The organism is Ruegeria sp. HKCCD6157 (assembly GCF_013110685.1).
Classification (GTDB): Bacteria; Pseudomonadota; Alphaproteobacteria; order Rhodobacterales; family Rhodobacteraceae; genus Ruegeria.
The window spans coordinates 433,981-454,922 of record NZ_WVRB01000001.1 but is presented as its reverse complement, the minus strand read 5'-3'; the positions used below and the strand labels follow the sequence as shown (position 1 = coordinate 454,922).

Annotated in this window: 25 protein-coding genes; 12 read left to right on the top strand and 13 right to left on the bottom strand. The window is 59.8% G+C overall.

Annotated elements, in window-relative coordinates:
• Positions 1-9: 9 nt before the first annotated feature.
• The 3 genes from GS612_RS02015 to GS612_RS02005 all read right to left on the bottom strand — a co-directional run bounded on the left by GS612_RS02015 (position 10) and on the right by GS612_RS02005 (position 1,628).
• A complete protein-coding gene (locus GS612_RS02015) occupies positions 10-900 on the bottom strand; it encodes a PhzF family phenazine biosynthesis protein (protein WP_171638923.1) in 891 nt (296 codons plus the stop codon).
• Between the two features lie 84 nt (positions 901-984).
• Positions 985-1,209, bottom strand: coding sequence for a DUF1150 family protein (locus GS612_RS02010; RefSeq protein WP_171168916.1), 225 nt, complete (start codon positions 1,207-1,209; stop codon positions 985-987).
• 5 nt (positions 1,210-1,214) lie between these two features.
• A complete protein-coding gene (locus tag GS612_RS02005) occupies positions 1,215-1,628 on the bottom strand; it encodes an Hsp20 family protein (RefSeq protein WP_058275530.1) in 414 nt (137 codons plus the stop codon).
• 163 nt (positions 1,629-1,791) lie between these two features.
• Between GS612_RS02005 and GS612_RS02000 the strand changes: the two genes are divergently transcribed.
• From GS612_RS02000 to GS612_RS01985, 4 genes are all read left to right on the top strand, one after another.
• Positions 1,792-2,016 carry a YdcH family protein gene (locus GS612_RS02000; RefSeq protein ID WP_152458986.1) on the top strand — a complete coding sequence of 75 codons (225 nt, stop codon included), beginning with the start codon at positions 1,792-1,794 and terminating at the stop codon, positions 2,014-2,016.
• A 76-nt stretch (positions 2,017-2,092) separates the two neighbouring features.
• A complete protein-coding gene (gene purE, locus GS612_RS01995; protein ID WP_152458987.1) occupies positions 2,093-2,578 on the top strand; it encodes a 5-(carboxyamino)imidazole ribonucleotide mutase in 486 nt (161 codons plus the stop codon).
• Positions 2,575-3,330: an NAD(P)-binding domain-containing protein gene (locus tag GS612_RS01990; RefSeq protein ID WP_171638922.1), complete on the top strand. Its 756-nt coding sequence runs from the start codon at positions 2,575-2,577 to the stop codon at positions 3,328-3,330. The genes purE and GS612_RS01990 overlap by 4 nt, the downstream gene beginning before the upstream one ends.
• 2 nt (positions 3,331-3,332) lie before the next feature.
• Positions 3,333-4,400 carry a 5-(carboxyamino)imidazole ribonucleotide synthase gene (locus tag GS612_RS01985; protein WP_171638921.1) on the top strand — a complete coding sequence of 356 codons (1,068 nt, stop codon included), beginning with the start codon at positions 3,333-3,335 and terminating at the stop codon, positions 4,398-4,400.
• A gap of 67 nt (positions 4,401-4,467) precedes the next feature.
• On the opposite strand, the gene GS612_RS01980 is transcribed toward GS612_RS01985, so the two are convergent.
• The 6 genes from GS612_RS01980 to GS612_RS01955 form a co-directional block, all read right to left on the bottom strand.
• Positions 4,468-5,619 carry an alpha-D-ribose 1-methylphosphonate 5-triphosphate diphosphatase gene (locus GS612_RS01980; protein ID WP_171638920.1) on the bottom strand — a complete coding sequence of 384 codons (1,152 nt, stop codon included), beginning with the start codon at positions 5,617-5,619 and terminating at the stop codon, positions 4,468-4,470.
• Positions 5,616-6,389 carry an alpha/beta fold hydrolase gene (locus GS612_RS01975; RefSeq protein WP_171638919.1) on the bottom strand — a complete coding sequence of 258 codons (774 nt, stop codon included), beginning with the start codon at positions 6,387-6,389 and terminating at the stop codon, positions 5,616-5,618. Before GS612_RS01975 ends, GS612_RS01980 begins: the two co-directional genes overlap by 4 nt.
• 38 nt (positions 6,390-6,427) lie before the next feature.
• Positions 6,428-7,270 (bottom strand): DMT family transporter, encoded by an 843-nt coding sequence (locus tag GS612_RS01970; RefSeq protein ID WP_171638918.1) that lies wholly within the window; start codon positions 7,268-7,270, stop codon positions 6,428-6,430.
• 244 nt (positions 7,271-7,514) lie between these two features.
• Positions 7,515-9,158 carry a chaperonin GroEL gene (gene groL, locus GS612_RS01965; protein ID WP_152458993.1) on the bottom strand — a complete coding sequence of 548 codons (1,644 nt, stop codon included), beginning with the start codon at positions 9,156-9,158 and terminating at the stop codon, positions 7,515-7,517.
• 53 nt (positions 9,159-9,211) lie between these two features.
• Complete coding sequence (groES, locus tag GS612_RS01960; RefSeq protein ID WP_152458994.1) at positions 9,212-9,499, bottom strand: co-chaperone GroES; 288 nt, start codon at positions 9,497-9,499, stop codon at positions 9,212-9,214.
• 152 nt (positions 9,500-9,651) lie between these two features.
• The gene (locus tag GS612_RS01955; RefSeq protein ID WP_171118784.1) at positions 9,652-10,326 is read right to left on the bottom strand and encodes a DUF2161 domain-containing phosphodiesterase; all 675 of its coding nucleotides are present in this window, start codon (positions 10,324-10,326) and stop codon (positions 9,652-9,654) included.
• 110 nt (positions 10,327-10,436) lie between these two features.
• Here GS612_RS01955 and GS612_RS01950 point away from each other — a divergent pair, with 110 nt between their 5' ends.
• The 5 genes from GS612_RS01950 to GS612_RS01930 all read left to right on the top strand — a co-directional run bounded on the left by GS612_RS01950 (position 10,437) and on the right by GS612_RS01930 (position 15,180).
• Positions 10,437-11,417: a TraB/GumN family protein gene (locus tag GS612_RS01950; RefSeq protein WP_171638917.1), complete on the top strand. Its 981-nt coding sequence runs from the start codon at positions 10,437-10,439 to the stop codon at positions 11,415-11,417.
• A gap of 110 nt (positions 11,418-11,527) precedes the next feature.
• Positions 11,528-12,448: a manganese-dependent inorganic pyrophosphatase gene (locus GS612_RS01945; protein WP_171229002.1), complete on the top strand. Its 921-nt coding sequence runs from the start codon at positions 11,528-11,530 to the stop codon at positions 12,446-12,448.
• Between the two features lie 132 nt (positions 12,449-12,580).
• Positions 12,581-13,657 carry a DUF389 domain-containing protein gene (locus GS612_RS01940; RefSeq protein ID WP_171638916.1) on the top strand — a complete coding sequence of 359 codons (1,077 nt, stop codon included), beginning with the start codon at positions 12,581-12,583 and terminating at the stop codon, positions 13,655-13,657.
• Between the two features lie 102 nt (positions 13,658-13,759).
• Entirely contained in the window at positions 13,760-14,635 is an 876-nt protein-coding gene (locus tag GS612_RS01935) for a TIGR01459 family HAD-type hydrolase (protein ID WP_152458999.1), read from the top strand.
• A 101-nt stretch (positions 14,636-14,736) separates the two neighbouring features.
• A complete protein-coding gene (locus tag GS612_RS01930) occupies positions 14,737-15,180 on the top strand; it encodes a MaoC family dehydratase (RefSeq protein WP_117872517.1) in 444 nt (147 codons plus the stop codon).
• Between the two features lie 75 nt (positions 15,181-15,255).
• Here GS612_RS01930 and GS612_RS01925 read toward each other — a convergent pair whose 3' ends face one another.
• Positions 15,256-16,245, bottom strand: coding sequence for a methylenetetrahydrofolate reductase (locus tag GS612_RS01925; RefSeq protein WP_171638915.1), 990 nt, complete (start codon positions 16,243-16,245; stop codon positions 15,256-15,258).
• The gene (locus tag GS612_RS01920; protein WP_171118794.1) at positions 16,242-16,823 is read right to left on the bottom strand and encodes a methylenetetrahydrofolate reductase C-terminal domain-containing protein; all 582 of its coding nucleotides are present in this window, start codon (positions 16,821-16,823) and stop codon (positions 16,242-16,244) included. The genes GS612_RS01925 and GS612_RS01920 overlap by 4 nt, the downstream gene beginning before the upstream one ends.
• A gap of 259 nt (positions 16,824-17,082) precedes the next feature.
• Here GS612_RS01920 and GS612_RS01915 point away from each other — a divergent pair, with 259 nt between their 5' ends.
• The 3 genes from GS612_RS01915 to GS612_RS01905 are packed head-to-tail and all read left to right on the top strand — an operon-like array spanning position 17,083 to position 19,519.
• The gene (locus GS612_RS01915; RefSeq protein ID WP_171638914.1) at positions 17,083-18,015 is read left to right on the top strand and encodes a bifunctional riboflavin kinase/FAD synthetase; all 933 of its coding nucleotides are present in this window, start codon (positions 17,083-17,085) and stop codon (positions 18,013-18,015) included.
• On the top strand, positions 18,012-18,485 hold the full coding sequence (locus GS612_RS01910; RefSeq protein ID WP_152459003.1) for a YcgN family cysteine cluster protein: 474 nt from the start codon (positions 18,012-18,014) through the stop codon (positions 18,483-18,485). Before GS612_RS01915 ends, GS612_RS01910 begins: the two co-directional genes overlap by 4 nt.
• Entirely contained in the window at positions 18,485-19,519 is a 1,035-nt protein-coding gene (locus GS612_RS01905) for a low specificity L-threonine aldolase (protein ID WP_171638913.1), read from the top strand. Before GS612_RS01910 ends, GS612_RS01905 begins: the two co-directional genes overlap by 1 nt.
• On the opposite strand, the gene GS612_RS01900 is transcribed toward GS612_RS01905, so the two are convergent.
• Positions 19,506-20,339, bottom strand: coding sequence for an alpha/beta fold hydrolase (locus GS612_RS01900; RefSeq protein ID WP_171638912.1), 834 nt, complete (start codon positions 20,337-20,339; stop codon positions 19,506-19,508). The genes GS612_RS01905 and GS612_RS01900 overlap by 14 nt on opposite strands.
• Positions 20,336-20,938 (bottom strand): 2-hydroxychromene-2-carboxylate isomerase, encoded by a 603-nt coding sequence (locus GS612_RS01895; RefSeq protein WP_152459006.1) that lies wholly within the window; start codon positions 20,936-20,938, stop codon positions 20,336-20,338. The genes GS612_RS01900 and GS612_RS01895 overlap by 4 nt, the downstream gene beginning before the upstream one ends.
• Between the last annotated feature and the right edge of the window lie 4 nt (positions 20,939-20,942).

Below are 20,942 nucleotides of genomic sequence, written 5' to 3'. Positions count from 1 at the left end.
GGCTCCCGCCTAGTTTATCGGCATTTCCGGAAGGTCGACCTGCCCGCGCATCAGGATATGCCCCTGACCAGAAACCTTGATGCCCGTCATCGCATCAGACGGGCCGACACGCGTGACGATGGCTTTCCCGGGGCGGCCCATATCGTGACCCTGCTGGGCGATGAAGCTTTCCTTTTGCATCAAGCCATGTTTCCACAAATAGGCGGCCATCGCACCGGTGGCAGACCCGGTAAACGGATCTTCGGGCGGGCTGGGCGGTGCCAAGAGAAGGCGTGAAAACGTATCCCCCTCATCGGTTGCCCCTTGCAGCGTGACAAGAAACGGCTCGGCCATGTCCGAGCCGGAATACCCCGCAGTTTCAGCCACTTTGCGCAACGGGCCTTCAACCAGTTGAGCAGCCCGCAAGGCCGCATGATCCCGCAGAACGGTGATGCAGAACGGCAAGCCGGTTGAAACCATTTGAGGCGGAGAAATGATTGCTTCCGGTGGCAGGCTGACCGCTTCCGCCACCAGTTCCGCTGGGACGCGCGTACCGAATTGCGGTGCGACCTGAGTCATTTCGATCTGATCCCCCTGCAAACGGATCGACACCAGGCCGGCACCGGTTTCCAGCGTCAGACGCTCGCCCGAGATCATTCCGCGGGATCGCATCGCCGCGACGGTGGCGATAGTCGGATGCCCCGCAAAGGGAATTTCGCGGCTGGCCAGAAAGTAGCGGACGCGGATGTCGGCCACGTCGGACGGCCCGGTAAAGGTGCATTCGACCAGAGAGGTTTCGCGCACATAGGCCATGCAGACCTCTTGCGTCAGGCGCGCACCTTCATGGACGACGGCACATCCGTTGCCACCGAAGGCGCGATCACTGAAGGCGTCCACCCAGTCAAAGTCAAACCAGCCCATGATGCCACTCCTGCTTTAGCATTTGTGGCACGATCACTGCATAGGCAGAAAATGTCACGTCTTTTCAGCAGTGTTTCAGGCCGCCTAGTGAACCGCCACCGGAGACAGATCATGTTCGCGCGCCAGCACGAAGGCCAGCTTGCGGTCAGCGACCAGCGCCAGTTGCTGCCCGTCGGAATCGTGGACGGCGTAAAGCTGATCCAGATCGCCGGCCTGTTCACGAACTTCCCGAGGCAATTCAGATACTTCAACCGTTTTGACATAGACAATACGGTTGCCTTGGGCGTTGATTTCAATCGGTGTATTCATTGCTCTTACCCCTTCCGTATGTTGATCGTCTGAACCACAGTTTCCGGCACGGCGCGGGTCAGATCCACATGCAGCAGACCGTTTTCCATGATCGCCTCGCCCACTTCGACGCCATCGGCCAGCACGAACATGCGCTGGAACTGACGCGCCGCAATGCCGCGATGCAGGAAGATGCGCCCCTCGCTGTCGTCGCGCTGACGGCCCCGGATCACCAACTGGCGATCCTCGATCGTGATTGACAGATCCTCTTCGGCAAACCCGGCCACCGCAAGAGTGATGCGATAGGAAAAATCCGAGGTCTGTTCGATGTTATAGGGCGGGTATCCCTCATTTCCGGCCTTTGCAGACCGTTCCAGAAGGCGTTCCAACTGCTCGAACCCCAAAAGATGCGGGTATGAGCCAAGAGTAAGTTTCGACACGTATTTTCGTCCTTCTTTGTAAAAGCGACGTGGTGTGCGGCCCCGTTCTGGCAACCGCCTGCAATAGAATATGGGAAGAAACCAGGATGTCCACAAGGTCTGGCGCGATAACGTCTGACACACTATCTTGTTGGCCAAGCACCACAACCAACTCGAGTCGCCAATGAACGCGCCTACCGATCTTTCGATGAAAACAGATGAAGTATTGCGTGTTGAGCTTGAGGTTTTCCGCCGACAGCACCGCGATCTGGATGAGGCGATTCAGGCATTGCATGACAAGGGAACGGCCGATCAACTGACCTTGCGGCGCCTGAAAAAAGAGAAACTGCGCCTGAAAGACATCATCCGCCTGATCGAAGACCGCCTGACGCCCGATATCATCGCCTGAACGCCCTGTACCGCATTGCCAGCCAACCGGATTTGGCTATAGTGCGCGCTCTTTCTGAGCGCGGGGACGTATGCGGATGAGCGATGTGAAAGTGGGGATCATCATGGGCAGCCAGTCGGACTGGCCAACGATGAAGGAAGCCGCGGATATTCTGGACGAACTGGGCGTCGCCTACGAAGCGCGCATCGTATCGGCTCACCGCACGCCGGACCGGCTGTGGGATTATGGCAAAACCGCTGTTTCGCGTGGGTTGCAGGTGATCATTGCTGGTGCAGGTGGGGCTGCGCACCTTCCGGGCATGATGGCGTCGAAAACGCGGGTGCCTGTGATTGGCGTCCCGGTGCAGACCCGAGCCTTGTCGGGCGTGGATTCGCTGTATTCCATCGTGCAGATGCCCAAAGGGTTTCCGGTGGCGACCATGGCGATCGGGTCCGCCGGCGGGGCCAATGCCGGCCTGATGGCGGCGGGCATTCTTGCATTGCAGGATGATGCTTTGGCCGAAAGGCTGGACAGCTGGCGTGACGCGTTGTCAGCCTCGATCCCCCAGGAACCGCAGGGATGAGCCGGATCGGCTTTGTCGGCACCGGCCATATCGCCGCGCCGATTGCGCGGCTGATGGCCGCCAAGGGGCACCAGATCAGCGTGACCGAGCGCAACGCCAAGGTTTCAGCCGCCTTGAAGGCGGAACTGGGCGTAACCGTCGCTGCGCCTCAGGTCGTGATTGACACCTCGGACATCGTGTTCCTGTGCCTGCGCCCGCATATCGCGGCCGAGGTTCTGGACCCGCTGACATTCCGCGCCGATCAGCAGATCGTGTCGGTCATGGCGGCGGTTTCGGCCGAGCACCTGGCCGCGCTTTGCGCCCCGGCGTCGGATTTCGTGCAGACCATCCCGCTGGGCTTTCTGGAAACCGGCGGCTGCCCGATGGCGGCTTTTGGCAATGATCGCCTGCTGGCGGATCTGTTTGAACCGGAGAACCCCGTGGTCAAGGTTGCGGATGAAGCCGCGCTGAACGCGCATTTCGCCATTTGTGCCATGGTTCCCGGCATTCTGGACCTGATGGCCACCGGTGCCGAATGGCTGGGTGACGCAACCGGTGATGCGGACGGGGCCGAGTTCTATACAACGCAGTTGATGGCGGGTTTTCTTGCCTCGATGGAAAAAGGCGCCGCCGGACGGTTGGCGCAGGAGCGTGACGCCCTGGCGACCGAGGGCACGCTGAGCCTGCAAATGACGGACGCCCTGAAAGACGGGGACGCGCACGAGGCGCTGCGTTCCGCGCTTGGGGCAATTGGCAAACGTTTGGAGAGTTAAAGATGGCGGAAATGCTCGCCCAAGGTGCAGTGATCGGGATTCTGGGGGGCGGTCAGCTGGGCCGGATGCTGTCCGTAGCAGCCGCCAGGCTGGGTTTTGTCAGCCATATCTATGAGCCGGGTGCGAACCCACCGGCGGGGCAGGTTGCGGATCGCGTCACTACTGCGGCCTATGACGATGCAGATGCGCTGAAAGCCTTTGCCGATGCGGTGGATGTCATCACCTATGAGTTCGAGAACATCCCGACCGAAGCGCTGGACATTCTGGAAGCGCACCGCCCGATCCGCCCCGGGCGCGAGGCCTTGCGGGTCAGCCAGGACAGGTTGACCGAGAAGACGTTTCTGCAAGAGCTGGGCCTGAAGACGGCCCCGTTTGCGGATATCGCCGACCTGAACAGCCTGAATGCGGCGATCGAGCAGATCGGGACACCCGCCATCCTGAAAACCCGCCGCTTCGGCTATGACGGCAAGGGGCAGGCCCGGCTGCGCAAGCCCGAGGATGCCGAGGCCGCTCTGGCCGATATGGCCGGGGCACCAGCCATTCTGGAAGGGTTCGTGGATTTCTCGCACGAGGTGTCGATCATCGCGGCCCGTGGTCTGGACGGTCAGGTCGCCTGTTTCGATCCGGGTGAGAATGTGCACCGCGATGGCATCCTGCGCACCACCACCATCCCTGCCCGCCTGTCCCCGGCCCAGCGCACAGACGCAATCCTGCTGGCGGCGAACATCCTGAACGCTCTCGAATATGTCGGCGTGATGGGTGTTGAGCTGTTCGTGACGCCCGGTGGCCTGATCGTGAATGAAATCGCTCCGCGGGTTCACAATTCGGGGCACTGGACGCAGAATGGCTGTGCCGTGGATCAGTTCGAACAGCATATCCGCGCCGTGGCGGGCTGGCCTTTGGGGGACGGGCAACGCCATTCCGACGTCGTGATGGAGAACCTGATCGGCGACGACATGGACCGTGTACCCGAGTTGGCCCGCGAGCGGGATGTGGCGCTGCATCTCTATGGCAAGGCCGAGGTAAAGGCCGGGCGCAAGATGGGGCATTTCAACCGCATCAAACGTTGAGGCTGTCGCGCCTGCGCGCGAAGCCTTCGGCGAGAGTATTTTGGAAAAGATGAAGGTTTTTCCGGGCCTATCCCAGAAACCGGGTGGCGATGTCGCCTGACATGTAACTGACGCGCCCACCGGCCAGAGTGGCGGCAACGCGATGGGTGTCCGCATCCAGGATGACCAGATCCGCGCGTTTTCCCGGCGCGAGCGTGCCCCTGTCCTGCATGTCCAGGACCCGCGCGGGGCCGGACGAGACCAGTGCCCAGGCACCGGCCAGATCCAGCAGACCGGTTTTGGCCAGCATCAACACCGCGCGGCGCGGGCTGGGATAGTGATAATCCGAGGCCAACGCATCACAGAGCCCCATGGCGATCAGTTCGACGGCGCTTGCGTTCCCCTTGTGTGATCCGCCCCGCACGACGTTGGGAGAGCCGAGGATAACGTAATCCCCGGCAGAACGCGCGGCTTCGGCGGCTTCAAGCGTTTCGGGGAATTCGGCAATGCGCACGCCCCGATCGCGCCACCATGCCCTTGTCTCGGCGGTCGCGTCATCATGGCTGCCCAAACGCACCCCCATTGAGACAAGTTCGGCGCTGAGTGCTTCGACGGCAGCGGGAACCTCGTTCCTACGGGCATGCATATGGAGCAGCATCTCAAAATGCGCATCCGGATTGCGTCCGGCCTTCAACGCCTGCCCGGTCAGGCGCGGCGGCTTTTTGCCCTGCGCCAAACGATCATGCGGCAGGTGATCATTGAACACCACATAGGGCACCTGCCATTCGGCGATGCGATGGGCCAGACCCTCGTAATCCTCCAGCATGTTGGTCTCGAACCGCAATTGTGGGATCAGATCCGTGACGGCGCTGTTCTTGACCGCAGCGATGGCCCTAAACACCTGCGCGGCAAACTTGGGGCCACGCACGCCACCTTCCCAGCTGTAGAACTGGGCCAGAACGGCGGTGGTGATGCCATTGGCGGCCAGTTCGGCTTCGGCTGCCAGAATGCCTTCGCTCATTTGCTTCATTGCGCCCCGGCGCGGGGCGATGTGGCGTTCGAACCCGTCCCCGTGCAGGTCGACGATACCGGGCAGGACAAGATAACCGGACAGGTCAACCTTGCGCCCGGTCCGATCTTGCTGAATGACACCCTCCGCCATCGAGAGATCGCAGCGCGACAGACCATCCTCCGGCAACAGAACCTCTGCGCCGGTCAAAGTCAGATCCAGAGAGGTCATCGTGTGGGCTCCGAGTCAGGTTCCGAGCAATCCTGCCCGATGCAGATCTCGTCGATTATCTCCATCACGCCGTCCAGCCAGGTGATCTGCCGATCGAATTGGCCAAATTCGATGAAATGCAGCGCCTGTGCCATAACCCGCGGGTTGTTCATCATGAACGTGTGGGTCACCGGTAGAACAAGATGATCCTTCATCCCTTCGACCTTGGTGGTTTCAACCGAAACCTTACCGTCATCCGGCCCGTCGATCAGCGATGAAAACAGCGGGTTGAGCGAATTCTCACCCGCGATCACCCCCAGCTCAAAATCCACCGGCGGCAGGCGGCGCGGGATGCCTTCGGGACCTGTGCCCAATTGCAGGCCCGCCGGGCCGTTCAGATACCCGAACACTTCCCATGCGCTCAGCTCATCGACCAACTGGCTGCCCTGATTGGGCGGGCCGAGCATGACGACACGACCCAGGTTTTCGGGCCGATGGTCCTTGAGCCAATAGCGCAACAGGATACCGCCCATGGAATGCGCAACGACATTGGCTTTGTCATCACCACATGCCTCAAGCGCGTCCGGTATGGTTTGCCTTGCCAGTTCCGGAATACCGATTTCGGTCGATGGATACCCGTGGCGCACAACGGTATAGTCATGCGCCTTGAACAGCTGCTCCATCACGGTGAACGAGGCCTCGGTGCGCGCAAGACCGTGCAGAAGGATCACGCATTTCGCACTGGCTGCGGCTGGAACGAGGCAGAAGAGCAAGGCAATCAGAAGTTTCATAACCGCCAGATAAAGCCTATCGGCCCTCGATAAAAGCCCTAGCCCCGGTGACGTCGCAGCACGGCCAGCGCGATACCGCCCAAAACTAGCGTGGCGCCGATGATCAGCCGTGCTCCGGCAATCTCGCCCAGAAAGGCGACACCGCCGAGAATTGCGATCACCGGCACGCTGAGCTGAACGACAGCCGCCACGGACGGGGCCAGTTGAGGCAAAACACGATACCACAAAGCATAGCCAAGCCCGGATGTTACCGCACCGGACAGGACCGCCAGCAGATACCCCACCCCATTCATCTGCCAGACGCCGCCGGTGGCCAGCATCGCCAGGGCAGTCAGTGGCAAAGCGACAATGAAATTGGCGGCCGTCCCCTCCAGCGGGTTTTTCTCTGATCGGCCCGCTATCGAGTAAAGGGCCCAACCAATACCGGCGGCGGCCATCAGAGCCGCGCCAGCCAAGTCGACTTGAACGGCGCCAGTCGGCCACAGCACATAGGCAAGACCTGCAAGCGCAACCCCTGCCCCCGCCACCTGCCGGGCGGTCGGAGTCGCGCCCGTCAATGCGCCGACAGAAAACATCGTTATTTGCACCACGCCGAACAGAATCAATGCACCCAAGCCTGCATCCAGCGTCAGGTAGGCGATTGAAAATCCAATCATGTAGAGCGTCAACGACCCCGCGCCAATGATCCGCCTTCGATTGCGCAGCGGAAGGCGCCCTCCGCGTGCCAGCACAAGAGCGGCCAGGACCACGGCCCCCGCCAAAACCCGAACGATGGCAAATCCGGTTGGATCGCTGGCTCCGCTGTCGATGGCCAGCCGGTTCAGAATGGAGTTCGCCGCAAAGGCACACATGGTCAGGGCGGTGAGCAAAAACAATCTCATGCCATCCGCATAGCCGTTCGGGCGGGATTTGCACACTCACTTTCGCGAAGGTTGTGGGAACAGACATCCGGCGCCGGACAAAGCAGCGTCTAAACACGCCTTGAAAACAGAACTGTCAACACAAAACGGGGCCGCCCGAAGGCGACCCCTTTCTCAAGCTCCAAGGCTCCCCCCTCGGCAGCTTGGCGATACCGCCAAGCGCCTGTCGGGTCGCCAGAATTCGCCAGAGGCGAATTCGGCGTGCTTACATCATGCCGCCCATGCCGCCCATGTCGGGCATGCCGCCGGCAGGTGCCGCGCCTTCCTTGGCCGGCTTGTCGGCGACCATTGCTTCGGTGGTGACCAGCAGGCCAGCAACCGATGCAGCGTCTTCCAGAGCAGTACGAACCACTTTGGCCGGGTCAATCACACCGAACGAGAACATGTCGCCATATTCTTCGGTCTGCGCGTTGAAGCCGAATGCTGCGTCCGACGATTCACGGACCTTGCCGGCTACTACTGCGCCGTCGACACCCGCGTTCTCGGCGATCTGGCGCAGCGGCGCTTCGATGGCCTTGCGAACGATGTTGATACCTGCGTCCTGATCGGCGTTTGCACCTTTCAGAGCTTCCAGTGCTTTACCGGCCTGGACCAGAGCAACACCACCGCCCACAACAACGCCTTCCTGAACGGCAGCGCGTGTTGCGTTCAGAGCATCGTCCACACGGTCCTTACGCTCTTTCACTTCAACTTCGGTCATGCCGCCGACGCGGATAACGGCGACACCGCCTGCCAGTTTGGCAACGCGCTCTTGCAGCTTCTCGCGGTCGTAGTCGCTGGTGGTTTCTTCGATCTGGGTGCGGATCTGAGCAACACGTGCTTCGATCTCGGCTTTCTCGCCAGCACCGTCGACGATGGTGGTTTCGTCTTTGGTGATTTCGATTTTCTTGGCGGTGCCCAGCATGTCCATGGTGACGGACTCGAGCTTCATGCCCAGATCTTCGCTGATAACCTGACCGCCGGTCAGGATTGCGATGTCCTGCAACATGGCCTTACGGCGATCGCCGAAGCCAGGTGCTTTGACAGCAGCAATTTTCAGGCCGCCGCGCAGTTTGTTGACAACCAGAGTTGCCAGCGCTTCGCCTTCAACGTCTTCCGCGATGATCAGCAGCGGCTTCTGCGACTGGATCACTTGTTCCAGCAGCGGAACCATCGGCTGCAGCGACGAGAGTTTCTTCTCGTGCAGCAGGATCATGCAGTCGTCGAGCTCTGCAATCATCTTGTCTGCGTTGGTGACGAAGTAAGGCGACAGGTAGCCGCGGTCGAACTGCATACCTTCGACAACGTCGGTCTCGGTTTCCAGACCTTTGTTTTCTTCGACGGTGATGACACCTTCGTTGCCGACCTTCTGCATCGCGTCTGCGATCTGCTGACCGATTTCGGCTTCGCCGTTGGCCGAGATGGTGCCAACCTGGGCAACTTCTGCCGAGTCTTTGACTTCGCGCGAGGCTTCTTTGATGCCTTCAACAACCTTGGCGGTTGCCAGGTCGATGCCGCGCTTCAGGTCCATCGGGTTCAGGCCAGCTGCAACCTGCTTCAGGCCTTCTTTTACGATCGCCTGTGCCAGAACGGTTGCGGTGGTGGTGCCGTCGCCGGCTTCGTCATTGGTGCGGCTGGCGACTTCTTTCACCATCTGCGCGCCCATGTTTTCGAACTTGTCTTCCAGTTCGATTTCCTTGGCAACCGAAACACCGTCCTTGGTGATGCGCGGTGCGCCGAAAGATTTGTCCAGAACCACGTTGCGGCCTTTGGGGCCCAGGGTCACTTTAACCGCGTCGGCCAGGATGTTCACACCCTTCAGCATACGATTGCGGGCATCGGTGTCGAATTTGACGTCCTTTGCAGCCATGTCGTTTCTCCTTGAGAAATAAGTTTGAAATGAAGATCAGAGAAAGCGCTCGCTTACTCGATGATCCCCATGATGTCGCTTTCTTTCATCATCAGCAGCTCTTCGCCGTTGACGTTGACCTCGGTGCCCGACCATTTGCCGAACAGGATCTTGTCCCCAGCTTTGACAGCCATTGCGATCAGTTCGCCGCTGTCCTTGCGCGCACCTTCGCCGGTTGCGACGACTTCGCCTTCGCTCGGCTTTTCTTTTGCGCTGTCAGGGATGATCAGGCCGCCTGCGGTTTTCTCTTCGCTCTCTACGCGGCGAACCAGCACACGGTCATGAAGCGGTTTCAATGCCATCTTTGCAGCTCCTTGGGCTCAAAGTTTATCTATCCTCCCCCCGCCTTCCGACGAGGCGTTAGCACTCGGGGTGTGTGAGTGATAACGACGCATAGCTAGGGAGTCTAAAAGTCCGAGTCAACAATTTGTGAGAGATTTTTTTGCAAAATGGATCAGTCAGCCTGTTCCCAGCTATAGGCCCAATGCTTCAACCCTTCTGCGCCCTCTGACGTAAGCCCATAGATGCCTTTTTCAACCTTCTCGAACCACCCGTAGTGGTTTTCCCGCATAAGCCGGGTGGCGACCGGGACCGCGACCGATCTGGCGACGTCCGCCCCCTTGGACGGGCCATTCTCGGCCAGATAGGCCGCACATTTCAGCGCATCCTGCCGATACGCCGTCACGATACCATGGCGCGTCGCGCCTCCGGCGTTCGGGTCGCCTTGTAGCCGGTCGAATTCGCGCAGCAACCGTGCGGCTCTGGCTTTGTTCTTACGGGGCGCGTAGGGGCCGGGATCGCACTGAACCTCGACCGTGCCATCAGCCCGCACGGTGATCAGGCCCAGGCCGAGCCTACGACACAGTGCCAGATTATCCTTGAGCGCCCGCCGGGCCGTTCGGCCCGTGGGTTTGCAGACGGCAACATAGACCAGATCGGTGAGTTTCAGCCGGGTGATCGCCTGATGAAACAGGGACAGCGTGAACCGCAGTTTCAGTTCGACGATCACCGGCGCATCCCCATCGCGCACCGCAACGATGTCGGCTGCGCCGACTTCACCTTTGACGGTGTATCCCTGACGCTCCAGCAGCGCCTTGACCGGGGGATAAAGATCCTGCTCGCGGTTCATGCGGCCATGCTACGCAGATTGTCGGGGAATACCAGACGGGCGGCTTGAACATCGGCAGGTGGCGTGGCTAAGTCTGGGTTCAACTTCTTGACACCATTCAGGCTGGCCCCATGCGTTTGCTCACTTTTCTTGCGTTCCTTCTGTTTCCGATCTCGGCTCAGGCCGCATGCGAGGGGGTGGATCTGCGGCCACAACTGCCCGAGGAAACCCGGACCAAATTGCAAAGTGCAGTGGCCCAGATCGCTTATCCTGAAGGCAATCACTGGATTGCACGCAAGGGCGACACGGTTTTGCACATCATCGGCACTTTGCACAGTTACGATCCGCGCATGGAAGACGTGATTGACCGCCTGTCGCCCGAACTCAGCAAAGCGGACGCCTTTTATTTCGAAGTCACTCAAGACGACATGGACGCTTTCGAGAAGACCATGGCCAACGACCTGAGCGCGGTGATGATAACCTCGGGCCCTACGTTGATCGACCTGATGGCGGAAGACGACTGGGATGCGCTGTCCGCAGCCCTGGCCCAGCGCGGTATCCCCGGCTGGATGGCTGCAAAGATGCGCCCGTGGTTCCTGACCATGATGCTGAGCATTCCGCCCTGCATGATCGAGGATCCGAATTCAACTTATGGAATGGACGCCCGCCTGAACGATCTGGCCGTTGAAAAAGGTATCCCGCAGCACTCGCTGGAACGAATCGAAGACCTGATGGCCATGTTCGACAGTTATCCGCTCGAGAAACAGGTCGAGTCGCTTGTGCGCCTGTCCGGGGCGATGCAGGGCAATGCGGACCAATTGGCCACCATGGCCAACGCGTATCTGGAAGAAAAGCACGCCGAGATCATACAGCTTGCCCGCCTACAGGGGCTTGAGCAGTCGGGCCTGAGCCCCGAAGCCTTTGATGCGGAATGGCAAAACTTCGAGCAGCAGTTGCTGGTGCAGCGAAATGCCAACTGGATGGCGCAGATTCTGGACATCAGGGGTCAGACAGTTGTGATTGCGGTCGGCGCGGGGCACCTGAGCGATGATTACGGCCTGCTGAACCAGCTGGAAGAAGCCGGATACGTTCTGACACGCGCCGAATTCTGAACGGACCCAGCGGTTTTCAGACCAAGCGTCGCAGACAGTGCTCAGCGGCGTGACAACGGCCTTTAGCCGCCCTATAAGGCGCGCAAATTTCCATTCCGCAGGACACTGACATGACGACGCTAGTATTTGGCCACAAATCCCCCGACACAGATTCCACAGGTTCGCCGATCCTGTGGTCGTGGTACCTGAACGAGGTCAAGGGTGAGCAGACCGAACCCGTATTGCTGGGTGAACCCAACACCGAAGCAACATTCATGCTGGAAAACTGGGACCTGCCCAAGCCGCGGATCCTCGAGGACCTGCCCGCGGAAACTCCGGTGGTTATCGTCGACACCAACAACCCCGCCGAACTGCCGGCCAACATCAACGACGCGGACATCCGCGCCATCATCGACCATCACAAGCTGGTCGGTGGCCTGGAAACCAAAGGCCCGATCGACATCACCGTGCGCCCCTTGGCCTGCACCGCCACCATCATGGTTGATCTGATGGGCGAAGATGCGGCTAAGATGCCCGACGCCATCAAGGGTGCCGCGCTTACCTGCATTCTGTCGGATACTCTGGAGTTCCGCTCTCCCACCACCACGGCGCATGACCGCGAGGTTGCAGAACGTCTGGCGGCCGAGCTCGAGCTGGACATTTCGGCATATGCGGCAGACATGTTCGCGGCGAAATCGGACGTCTCGTCCTTTTCGGACGCCGAGTTGATCCGCATGGACAGCAAAGAATACGAGGTCGACGGCACCAAATTCCGGGTCTCGGTTCTGGAAACCACCGCCCCCGGCGTCGTTCTGGACCGCAAGGCCAGCCTGGCGGACTCGATGGTGGACGTTGCCAAGGAAGACGGCGTCGATCAGGTGCTGCTATTCGTGGTTGATATCCTGAACGAAGAAGCCACGCTGCTGGTCCCCAATGATCTGGTCAAAACCGTGGCCGAGAAAAGCTTTGGCGCAACCGTGGACGGGGACGCCGTCGTTCTGCCCGGTATCATGAGCCGCAAAAAGCAGATCATTCCGAACCTGAAGGTCTGATCCTCAAGCGACCCAAATCTGAAGGCGCCCAATTCGGGCGCCTTTTTTCTTTGCTGACAGCCATTTGCGGACGCGTTGTCGGTTGTTAGTCTGACCGGGGGTCCAAAGCCTATCCCAGGTCAGGTAAATGCAATGGTCGTACGAAAACTAAGCACCACCCGCAGCATCCTTCTTTTTGAAGGTGCCGACAAGGCGGCGTATTGGCGACGCTTTGCAATGTTGCTGACGCTGTCGGTCGTGATTGCCACCATGGGTTTGCTGCGCAACTCCGGCGCTGTCGTGATCGCGGCCATGCTTGTGGCGCCGCTGATGACCCCGATCCTCGGGGTGGCCGCCGCGATGGTCATGGGATGGCTGAAACGCGCGGTGACGCTGGCGCTTACGGTCTGTCTGGCTGCCATTGTCTGCGTGATGATGGCATGGTTTCTGGTCTATGTCGCCGATGTTCCCCGTGGCATTTTGATCCCCGACCAGGTCCTGGCGCGCACCGATCCCGGCACCGAAGACCTGATCGTTGCGCTCGCTGCCGGTGTGGCCGGGGCCTATGTCCAGATCAACAAATCCGAATTGAGCCTTCTACCCGGCGCGGCCATCGGTGTTTCGCTTGTTCCCCCGCTGTCGGCCTCGGGCATTCTTTTATATTTTGACGAACCCGCCGAGGCCTATGAGGCAGGGCTGCTTTTCGCAACGAACCTTGGCGCGATCATTCTGTCAGCCTGCGCGGTTTATCTTGTCTATGCCGCGCGGTCCGTGGTTTTCAGCAAGGGAAAGCGCAAGCTGAACTTTACCGCCAGCGTCTTTGTCGCGATCGCGTTTCTGGTCGTCGTCGTCCTGCAACTTGGGAAGTCCACCTACAACCGTTACCTGGAGACACGGACCGAGGCGCAACTGGCCGATGCCATTCGCGCATGGGCCGATCCGGTTTCCGTGGAAATCATCCGCATCGACGTCAACGCTCAGCGCAAGCGGGCCGAGGTTTGGCTGATCGTCGATCTGCCGGCCGAAGCGCAGTTCAAGGTTTCTTCCATTGCCGGTTTGCTGCCACCCAAGCTGCGTGAGACCCCTCTGGTCGGGGTGCTGGAGGAGGAGCTTGGACCCGGATACCTGGCCATAATCCGGTATCAGCCGCGCATCGGGGCCCAGATCATCCTGGGAACGGAAAACGTTCAGCAGGCCCCGGACGTCACTGAAATTACCGAAGACGAGTAGCAGTTTCACCCGTTCCTTCGCGCAAACGGGAATGCGGGATGGTGTTCGGGCCCAAGCTTTGCCATAGCTGTCGCCAGCGCGATATCAGACCCAGAGGCCCCCATGACCCAGATCGTTTCCTCGCTTTCCGAGATCTCGGACCGTTACAAAGCATTGTTCGTCGACCTTTGGGGCTGTGTTCACAATGGCATCACGGCCTACCCCGAGGCCGTCGAAGCGCTGAAGGCCTATCGCGCCAAGGGTGGACTGGTGGTCTTGGTCACGAACTCTCCCAAACCCCGCGCCGGGGTGGCAGAGCAACTCGTGCAATTCAACGTCCCCGCCGACGCGTATGACACCATCGCCACCAGCGGGGATTCCGCGCGATCTGCGATGTTCCGGGGTGCTGTGGGGCACAAGGTTTACTTCATGGGCGAGTGGCAGCGCGATGCGGGCTTTTTCGAACCGCTGAAACTGCTGGATCACCCCATCCATATCGAGCGTGTGCCGCTGAAGGAAGCCGAGGGTATTGTCTGCTGCGGCCCGTTCGACCCGATGGCCGACCCGGATGTGAACCGGCCGGATTTCCTGTACGCCAAGCAGATGGGGATGAAACTGCTTTGTGCTAACCCTGACATTGTCGTGGACCGCGGCGAGGTGCGCGAATGGTGTGCCGGTGCTTTGGCCAGGCTGTACACCGAAATGGGCGGCGAGAGCCTGTATTTCGGCAAACCGCATCCCCCGATCTATGATCTGGCCCGTCGCAGGTTGCAGGAACTGGGGTACGATATCCCCGACAGTGACATTCTGGTGATCGGCGACGGCCCCCACACGGACATTCTGGGCGGCATGGGAGAGGGCATTGATTCTCTGTTCATCTCGGGCGGATTGGCCGCGGCAGAAACAAAAACGTCGCATCATCCGCACCACGAATCCTTAACCGCCTATATTGAAAGGGAAAAGATCAATCCAACCTACACGATCGGGCGCTTGAGGTAGCAAGAAAAGACTTGATTTTCTGCAACTGCGAAGTAATAAAGTTGCCAACCTTGGCCAAATGATGGTTTTTTCTTTCACGGCCGACTTCGAGTGAGGGCAACATGTTGGACAATCTTCCGCGCGGAACGATCTGTATCGAAGACATCGAAATGGGCATGTCCCGCCACCTGCGCAAAGTGGTGACGGATGAAGATATCGAAATGTTCGCGCAGGTCTCGACCGACCGGAATCCGGTGCATCTGGACGACGACTATGCCCGCGATACGATCTTCGAAGGCCGTATTGCCCACGGAATGCTGACGGCGGGTCTGATCTCGGCCGTGATTGGTGAACAACTGCCGGGTCATGGCACCGTTTACATGGGTCAGTCACTGAAGTTCCTGGCGCCTGTGCGTCCGGGTGACATGGTGTATGCCGAGGTGAAAGTGATCGACATCGATTTTGCCAAGCGCCGCGTCAAGCTAGACTGCCATTGTTCGGTCGAGGGCAAGAAGGTCCTGATCGGCGAAGCCATGGTGCTTGCCCCGTCGCGCAAGTTCGACTGACTGGCAAACACAGTTTTGCAAAAGGCGCCGGACCGGCGCCTTTTTTGTTTGGGCACTCAACTGCACACAAGGTCGTCAGGAAGAACGAGTTCGTTTTCGCCCTTTCAGCGCACCTGATTCCAGAATGATTTCCGACACCACGTGTTCACGCCTGTAGGCCATCACATGAACCCCGGAAACACCGACGATGTCCCTAATCTGCTGGATCAGTTCAATACAGATCTTCTTGCCCTCTTCCGCGGGCTTTTCGGCCTTTTCCATCCGCTCGATGACATGATCCGGGATGTGAATTCCGGGCACATTGCTGCGCATCCAGCGTGCCGCGCGTGCCGAAGCGATGGGCCCCACACCGGCGATGATGAATACTTTTTTGTCCAGACCGGCATCCCGAACACGATCCATGAACCTTTCAAAGAGCGGAATGTCGTAGATATAGTTGGTCTGAATAAACTCGGCCCCCGCCTCGACCTTCTTTGCAAGACGTTCCGGGCGCCAGTCATAGGGCGGTATACAGGGGTTTTCCGCCGCACCCAAAAACAGTTGAGGGGGGCGCGTGATCTTGCGGCCGGAAAGAAACTTTCCCTGATCGCGCATCGTTCGGATCGTCCGCAGCAAGGTCAGGGAATCAAAGTCGAACACCGGTTTTGCCCCCGGTTGATCCCCAACACCGACACCGTCGCCCGTCAGGCATAGCACGTTGCTGACGCCCAGCGCCGCAGCCCCCAGAACATCCCCCTGAATGGCGATCCGGTTCCGGTCTCGGCAGGAAATCTGATAGACCGGAGAATACCCCGCGCGGGTCAACAACGCACAGATCCCTATCGAAGACATGTGGCAGTTGGCACCAGACGCATCGGTTGCATTGATCGCATCCGCCACTTCACCCAGCGGCTGCGCCGCCTGAAAAACATCCTCGGGGTCAGCGCTGTCTGGCGGGTTCAGTTCAGCGGTCACCGCAAAGCGGCCCGAACGCAGAACTCTTTCCAATCGACTGTGCGAGACATAGCCTTCGGGAACAGGCACATAGCCGATCGGCTCGACCTCGCTGCGATGGGCATCATTCATTTCTTCAGCTCCCGGTTCACCGCGTTGGGGGGTTCAGCAGCCAGAGGTGCCGCAGAGGGTTCGTTTTCGCGCGCCTCCGGGAACGCCTGCGCAAGCGTTTCGCGGGCAGCGTCTCGGGCCTCGCGTTCCTGCGCGGCGATCTCGCGGCTGACCCGCAGCCAGGATGATGATCCCTTCAACGTGTGTTCCACAGGCGGAAGGACCTCTTTTATCTTGTCGCCCCCATGTTGCATGCGGCTGGCCCCGTCCCAGGCCAAAGCCCAGACGCATTTCATATCGGGCTTCACCTCGCAGAACTCACCGGGGCGTACGCCGCCGCATGGGCCGTTGCGCAGTTGCTTGGGGCAGTTCATCGGGCAAGACATACCCGTCGAAGACAAAACGCATTGTCCGCACATCTTGCAATCAAACAAAAGACTTTTGACGCCTTTTTCGACCAGCGCTATGGGGCGTTCAACGCGGTTGTAGCCGATCCTTGCAAAGACCGGATCCATCGCGACCATGCCCCGTTCGACACATTTGTAAATCCACTCGAACGCACGGGCGTTGCGAATCGCGAACAGTCGCAATCGATACATGGTCTGCCTCCTATGCTGGGTTCATTTGAACCTGGCCGGGCCATCGTTCGCCCCCCAGCGTGGTCCGAGGGCCGGAAACCCAGTCTACACCCAGTATTTTTTTTGGATCAAGCAGTTGGCCGAATGTCGCACAGCATTCCGGGGATGCCCCGTGTGCAATCAAGTCTGACGAATGGTTTTGGTGTGTTTCGCCAGGACCCGTACCTTGAATTCAAACTGCCGCTTGAACAAATCGCAACGCAACGCTACGCAATCGCCTATGCACATCATCCGGGATTTCCAGTTTGTCGAGCCAGAAGATCGCGGCGCCAGCGTTGCGATCGGGAATTTTGATGGCGTCCATTTGGGGCACCAGTCGGTCATCGAACTGGCCCGCGACGCGGCCCCGGATGCGCCACTGGGGGTCATGACATTCGAGCCGCATCCACGTGAATACTTTGCGCCGGACTCTCCTCCGTTCCGCCTGATGCGCGGCAATGCGCGGGCGCATCGGCTTGAGAAGCTGGGTGTGGAGAAACTGTACGAGCTGCCGTTCAACGCGGCGCTGGCCGGGCTTTCCCCTGATGAATTCGCGCGCAACGTGATTTGTGACGGTCTGGGTCTGTCCCATGTCGTGGTCGGGGCCGATTTCTGTTTTGGCAAGGGCCGCAGTGGGACGGCTGACGATCTGGTTCGCTTCGGGCAAGAGATGGGATTTGGCGTGACGATTGCCCCTTTGATGCAGCGGTCAGAAAACGTGGTCTCGTCAACCGCCATCCGCACCGCATTGAGCGAGGGTCGCCCAAAGGATGCAGCCGCGATGCTGGGCCATTGGCACAGGATCGAAGGCGAGGTGATCGGCGGCGAGCAACGCGGGCGGGAACTGGGTTTCCCAACTGCGAACATGTCCATCGAAGGGCTCCACCCGCCGAAATTCGGTGTCTACGCGGTATTGGTCGACGTGCTGGATGGCCCGCATCAGGGCAGTTATCACGGCGCGGCCTCGGTTGGGGTGCGCCCGATGTTCCATGGCGAAGTGCCAAATATCGAAACCTTCCTGTTCGACTTTTCCGGCGACCTGTACGGGGCGACCTTGTCGGTGGGGCTGATCGAATTCCTGCGCCCTGAAATGACATTTGACGGGCTGGATGGTCTGATCGCGCAGATGAATGCCGATTGTGAACAGGCCCGGGACATTCTGGCCGCCCTATGAGCGCTGATCCGATTCAACGCACTGGCCTGCCCGCCCGGTTCTGGGAACGCAAACCCCTGCGCAAGATGAACCAGCGCGAATGGGAAGCTTTGTGCGACGGTTGCGGCAAATGTTGCCTGAACAAGTTGGAGGATGAGGACAGCGGTGAGGTTGCCCTGACCTGCGTCGCCTGCCGCCTGCTGGACGATGAAAGCTGCCGCTGCACGCAATACGACATCCGGCATCAATTTGTCCCGGAATGCATCGTCATGACACCCGACAATATCGACGAACACGCCTATTGGTTGCCGCAAACCTGCGCCTATCGGCTGCTGTGGGAAGGCAAACCGCTTTACGACTGGCACCCATTGTTGTCTGGTACGCCGGAAACCGTGCACGCCGCAGGCGTGTCGGTCCGAGGGCGCACGGTGTCCGAGTTCGAAACCCCCATGGAAGAGTGGGAAGACTACATTATCGAGGAGCCTAGCTGATGTATTTTGCATCTGACAATTCCGGGCCGGTTCACCCTCAGGTCATGGCCAAACTGGCCGAGGCCAATCAGGGCTATCAGATGGCCTATGGCGCCGACACGATGATGAACGAGGTGCGTGACCGCATTCGCAGCATCTTTGAAGCGCCGGGGGCTGCTGTCTATCTCGTGGCAACCGGGACAGCGGCAAATTCGCTGGCCCTTGCCACGTTGTCCAACCCCTGGGAAACGATCTTCTGTTCTCCGGTTGCCCATATCCATGAAGACGAGTGCAACGCGCCCGAGTTTTACACCGGGGCCAAGCTGACCCTTGTTCCCGGCGGCGACAAGATGGCGCCGGACGCGCTGCGCGGGTCCATCCTGGGCGAAGAAACCCGCGGGGTTCACGGGCCGCAGCGCGGGCCGGTTTCGATCACCCAAGTCACCGAGCGCGGATCGGTCTATTCGCTGGAGGAGTTGCAGGCGCTGTGCGGGGTCGCAAAGGAATATGGCTTGCCGGTCCATCTGGATGGGGCCCGGTTCAGCAATGCCCTGGTGGCCCTGAATTGCTCTCCGGCTGACATGACATGGAAAGCCGGGGTGGATGCAGTCAGCTTCGGCGGCACCAAAAACGGCCTGATGGGCGTCGAGGCCGTGGTGTTCTTTGACGAGAGCAAGGCATGGGAATTCGAGCTGCGGCGCAAACGCGGGGCGCATCTGTTTTCCAAGCATCGCTACCTGTCCGCTCAGATGGCGGCCTATCTTGAGGATGATCTGTGGCTGAAGCTGGCGCGTCAGGCCAATGCAAACTGTGCCCGGCTGGCCGATGGCTTGCGTGCAAAAGGTGCCGAGTTCCTGCACGAACCACAGGCCAATATGATCTTTGCCGCTTTTTCACGCGCAAAGCACAAACAGCTGCATGAGGCCGGGGCAATCTACCACCTCTGGGGGGCTGAGCTGGAAGGTGGCGATGACGATGAAAGCCTTGCATGCCGACTGGTCTGCGACTGGTCGATCGGAACGGCCGAGATCGATCAGTTTCTCAGCCTGTTGTAACACCCGTCCCTTGGCCAGCTTTCCAGAGCTTTCGAAGCAGCACGCTGGTTTCACGGGGGTGCGAAATGGGCAGCATGTGCCCCGCACCTTGAACGACCTCATGGCGTGCGTTCGGCAGACGGTGCTGCAATCCTTTACAGATTGCGGGGATCGTCGGGTGGGTCTTTGATCCGCTCAGCAACAGGGTTGGCATCGATACGCGCTTGCATCCGTCGGGGTCAAGCAACCCGGCGCGGTCATCGTACAGAACGGGATAAGACGCGGGAACAACATGAATCCCACGTACCATGCTGGCGCGCGTCCGCTCTGGCAGGTCAGGCCATTTGGGGCTGATGTCAGTGCTCCACATCCGGTTGAACAACCGCGCGGCCAGCACATTGTCGCCTGCTTGGAACGCTGCTTCAATCGGCTGGGACTCTCGCAGGTGCTGATCGAACAAATCGGGCGCGTCCTGTTTTGCCACGGCAAAGAACACAGGCTCGATCAGGGTCAAGCTTCGAACAAGGTCCGGGTGCTCCATGGCCAGTCTGAGCGCAACGATCGCCCCAAAGGAATGGCCGACCAGATCCGTGGGCTCGGTCAATTCGACCGCCGCCAGCCCTGTCACAGCGTCAAAGAAATCGCTTTGACCGTCCCAATCCGGACTGCGCCCATGAGACAGCATGTCCGGTGCAACAAGACACACGCTGCCATCCAATGCCTTGGCCAGGCCGGACCACGCGCCGGAATGTGCAATGGTGCAATGAAGGGCAAGCAATTTGCGCCCTCCGTCGCCCAATCGTCTCACGAAGCCGGACTGCATCGCCGTCGGGGCTGTCATCCATTCATCTCGGACAGATGCCGATCCAGATCGTCCAGGCGATCCTGCCCCCAGAAGCGTTGACCATCCGGCGTGATGTAGAACGGCGCGCCGAACACGCCGCGATCCACGGCTTCTTCCAGATTGGCGGCATAGGTTTCGGCCCCGACCAGCAGACCGCTGTTGGCCAGCTCCGGGTCAAACCCGGCATTTGCCAGGCAGTCCCTGATCACATCATCCTGAGCGACGTCCTTTTCTTCGGCCCAGCAGGCGCGCAGGATCAACTGGCACAACTTGCCCACGTCGCCCGAACCATCCTTGATCGCGGCGATGATCGCATAGGAAGACGGCGCCATGTTGGTCGGCCAGTGCGCCGGTTGCAGGTTGAACTCCATCCCCAGATTCTTCGATTGGCGCAGCAGCTCCTGAGCGCGGTATTCGATGCGCGATACATGACGGTCCTTCGGCGGCGTGCCCCCGGTGCGTGCGAACAGGGCCATGATGTCCAGCGGCTTGTAGTTGATCGTTGCGTCGTGTTTCGCCGCAATCTCTTCCAGCCGGTTCCCCGCAAGATAGCTGTAGGGCGAAATTGTCGCAAAAAAGTAGTCAATCCGGGTCATGTTC

Bases quoted from the DNA above. Each gene is read 5' to 3' on its own strand.
- GS612_RS02015 (WP_171638923.1), bottom strand. From the start codon at position 900: ATGGGCTGGTTTGACTTTGACTGGGTGGACGCCTTCAGTGATCGCGCC.
- GS612_RS02010 (WP_171168916.1), bottom strand. From the start codon at position 1,209: ATGAATACACCGATTGAAATCAACGCCCAAGGCAACCGTATTGTCTAT.
- GS612_RS02000 (WP_152458986.1), top strand. From the start codon at position 1,792: ATGAACGCGCCTACCGATCTTTCGATGAAAACAGATGAAGTATTGCGT.
- purE (WP_152458987.1), top strand. From the start codon at position 2,093: ATGAGCGATGTGAAAGTGGGGATCATCATGGGCAGCCAGTCGGACTGG.
- GS612_RS01990 (WP_171638922.1), top strand. From the start codon at position 2,575: ATGAGCCGGATCGGCTTTGTCGGCACCGGCCATATCGCCGCGCCGATT.
- GS612_RS01985 (WP_171638921.1), top strand. From the start codon at position 3,333: ATGGCGGAAATGCTCGCCCAAGGTGCAGTGATCGGGATTCTGGGGGGC.
- GS612_RS01980 (WP_171638920.1), bottom strand. From the start codon at position 5,619: ATGACCTCTCTGGATCTGACTTTGACCGGCGCAGAGGTTCTGTTGCCG.
- GS612_RS01975 (WP_171638919.1), bottom strand. From the start codon at position 6,389: ATGAAACTTCTGATTGCCTTGCTCTTCTGCCTCGTTCCAGCCGCAGCC.
- GS612_RS01970 (WP_171638918.1), bottom strand. From the start codon at position 7,270: ATGAGATTGTTTTTGCTCACCGCCCTGACCATGTGTGCCTTTGCGGCG.
- groL (WP_152458993.1), bottom strand. From the start codon at position 9,158: ATGGCTGCAAAGGACGTCAAATTCGACACCGATGCCCGCAATCGTATG.
- groES (WP_152458994.1), bottom strand. From the start codon at position 9,499: ATGGCATTGAAACCGCTTCATGACCGTGTGCTGGTTCGCCGCGTAGAG.
- GS612_RS01955 (WP_171118784.1), bottom strand. From the start codon at position 10,326: ATGAACCGCGAGCAGGATCTTTATCCCCCGGTCAAGGCGCTGCTGGAG.
- GS612_RS01950 (WP_171638917.1), top strand. From the start codon at position 10,437: ATGCGTTTGCTCACTTTTCTTGCGTTCCTTCTGTTTCCGATCTCGGCT.
- GS612_RS01945 (WP_171229002.1), top strand. From the start codon at position 11,528: ATGACGACGCTAGTATTTGGCCACAAATCCCCCGACACAGATTCCACA.
- GS612_RS01940 (WP_171638916.1), top strand. From the start codon at position 12,581: ATGGTCGTACGAAAACTAAGCACCACCCGCAGCATCCTTCTTTTTGAA.
- GS612_RS01935 (WP_152458999.1), top strand. From the start codon at position 13,760: ATGACCCAGATCGTTTCCTCGCTTTCCGAGATCTCGGACCGTTACAAA.
- GS612_RS01930 (WP_117872517.1), top strand. From the start codon at position 14,737: ATGTTGGACAATCTTCCGCGCGGAACGATCTGTATCGAAGACATCGAA.
- GS612_RS01925 (WP_171638915.1), bottom strand. From the start codon at position 16,245: ATGAATGATGCCCATCGCAGCGAGGTCGAGCCGATCGGCTATGTGCCT.
- GS612_RS01920 (WP_171118794.1), bottom strand. From the start codon at position 16,823: ATGTATCGATTGCGACTGTTCGCGATTCGCAACGCCCGTGCGTTCGAG.
- GS612_RS01915 (WP_171638914.1), top strand. From the start codon at position 17,083: ATGCACATCATCCGGGATTTCCAGTTTGTCGAGCCAGAAGATCGCGGC.
- GS612_RS01910 (WP_152459003.1), top strand. From the start codon at position 18,012: ATGAGCGCTGATCCGATTCAACGCACTGGCCTGCCCGCCCGGTTCTGG.
- GS612_RS01905 (WP_171638913.1), top strand. From the start codon at position 18,485: ATGTATTTTGCATCTGACAATTCCGGGCCGGTTCACCCTCAGGTCATG.
- GS612_RS01900 (WP_171638912.1), bottom strand. From the start codon at position 20,339: ATGACAGCCCCGACGGCGATGCAGTCCGGCTTCGTGAGACGATTGGGC.
- GS612_RS01895 (WP_152459006.1), bottom strand. From the start codon at position 20,938: ATGACCCGGATTGACTACTTTTTTGCGACAATTTCGCCCTACAGCTAT.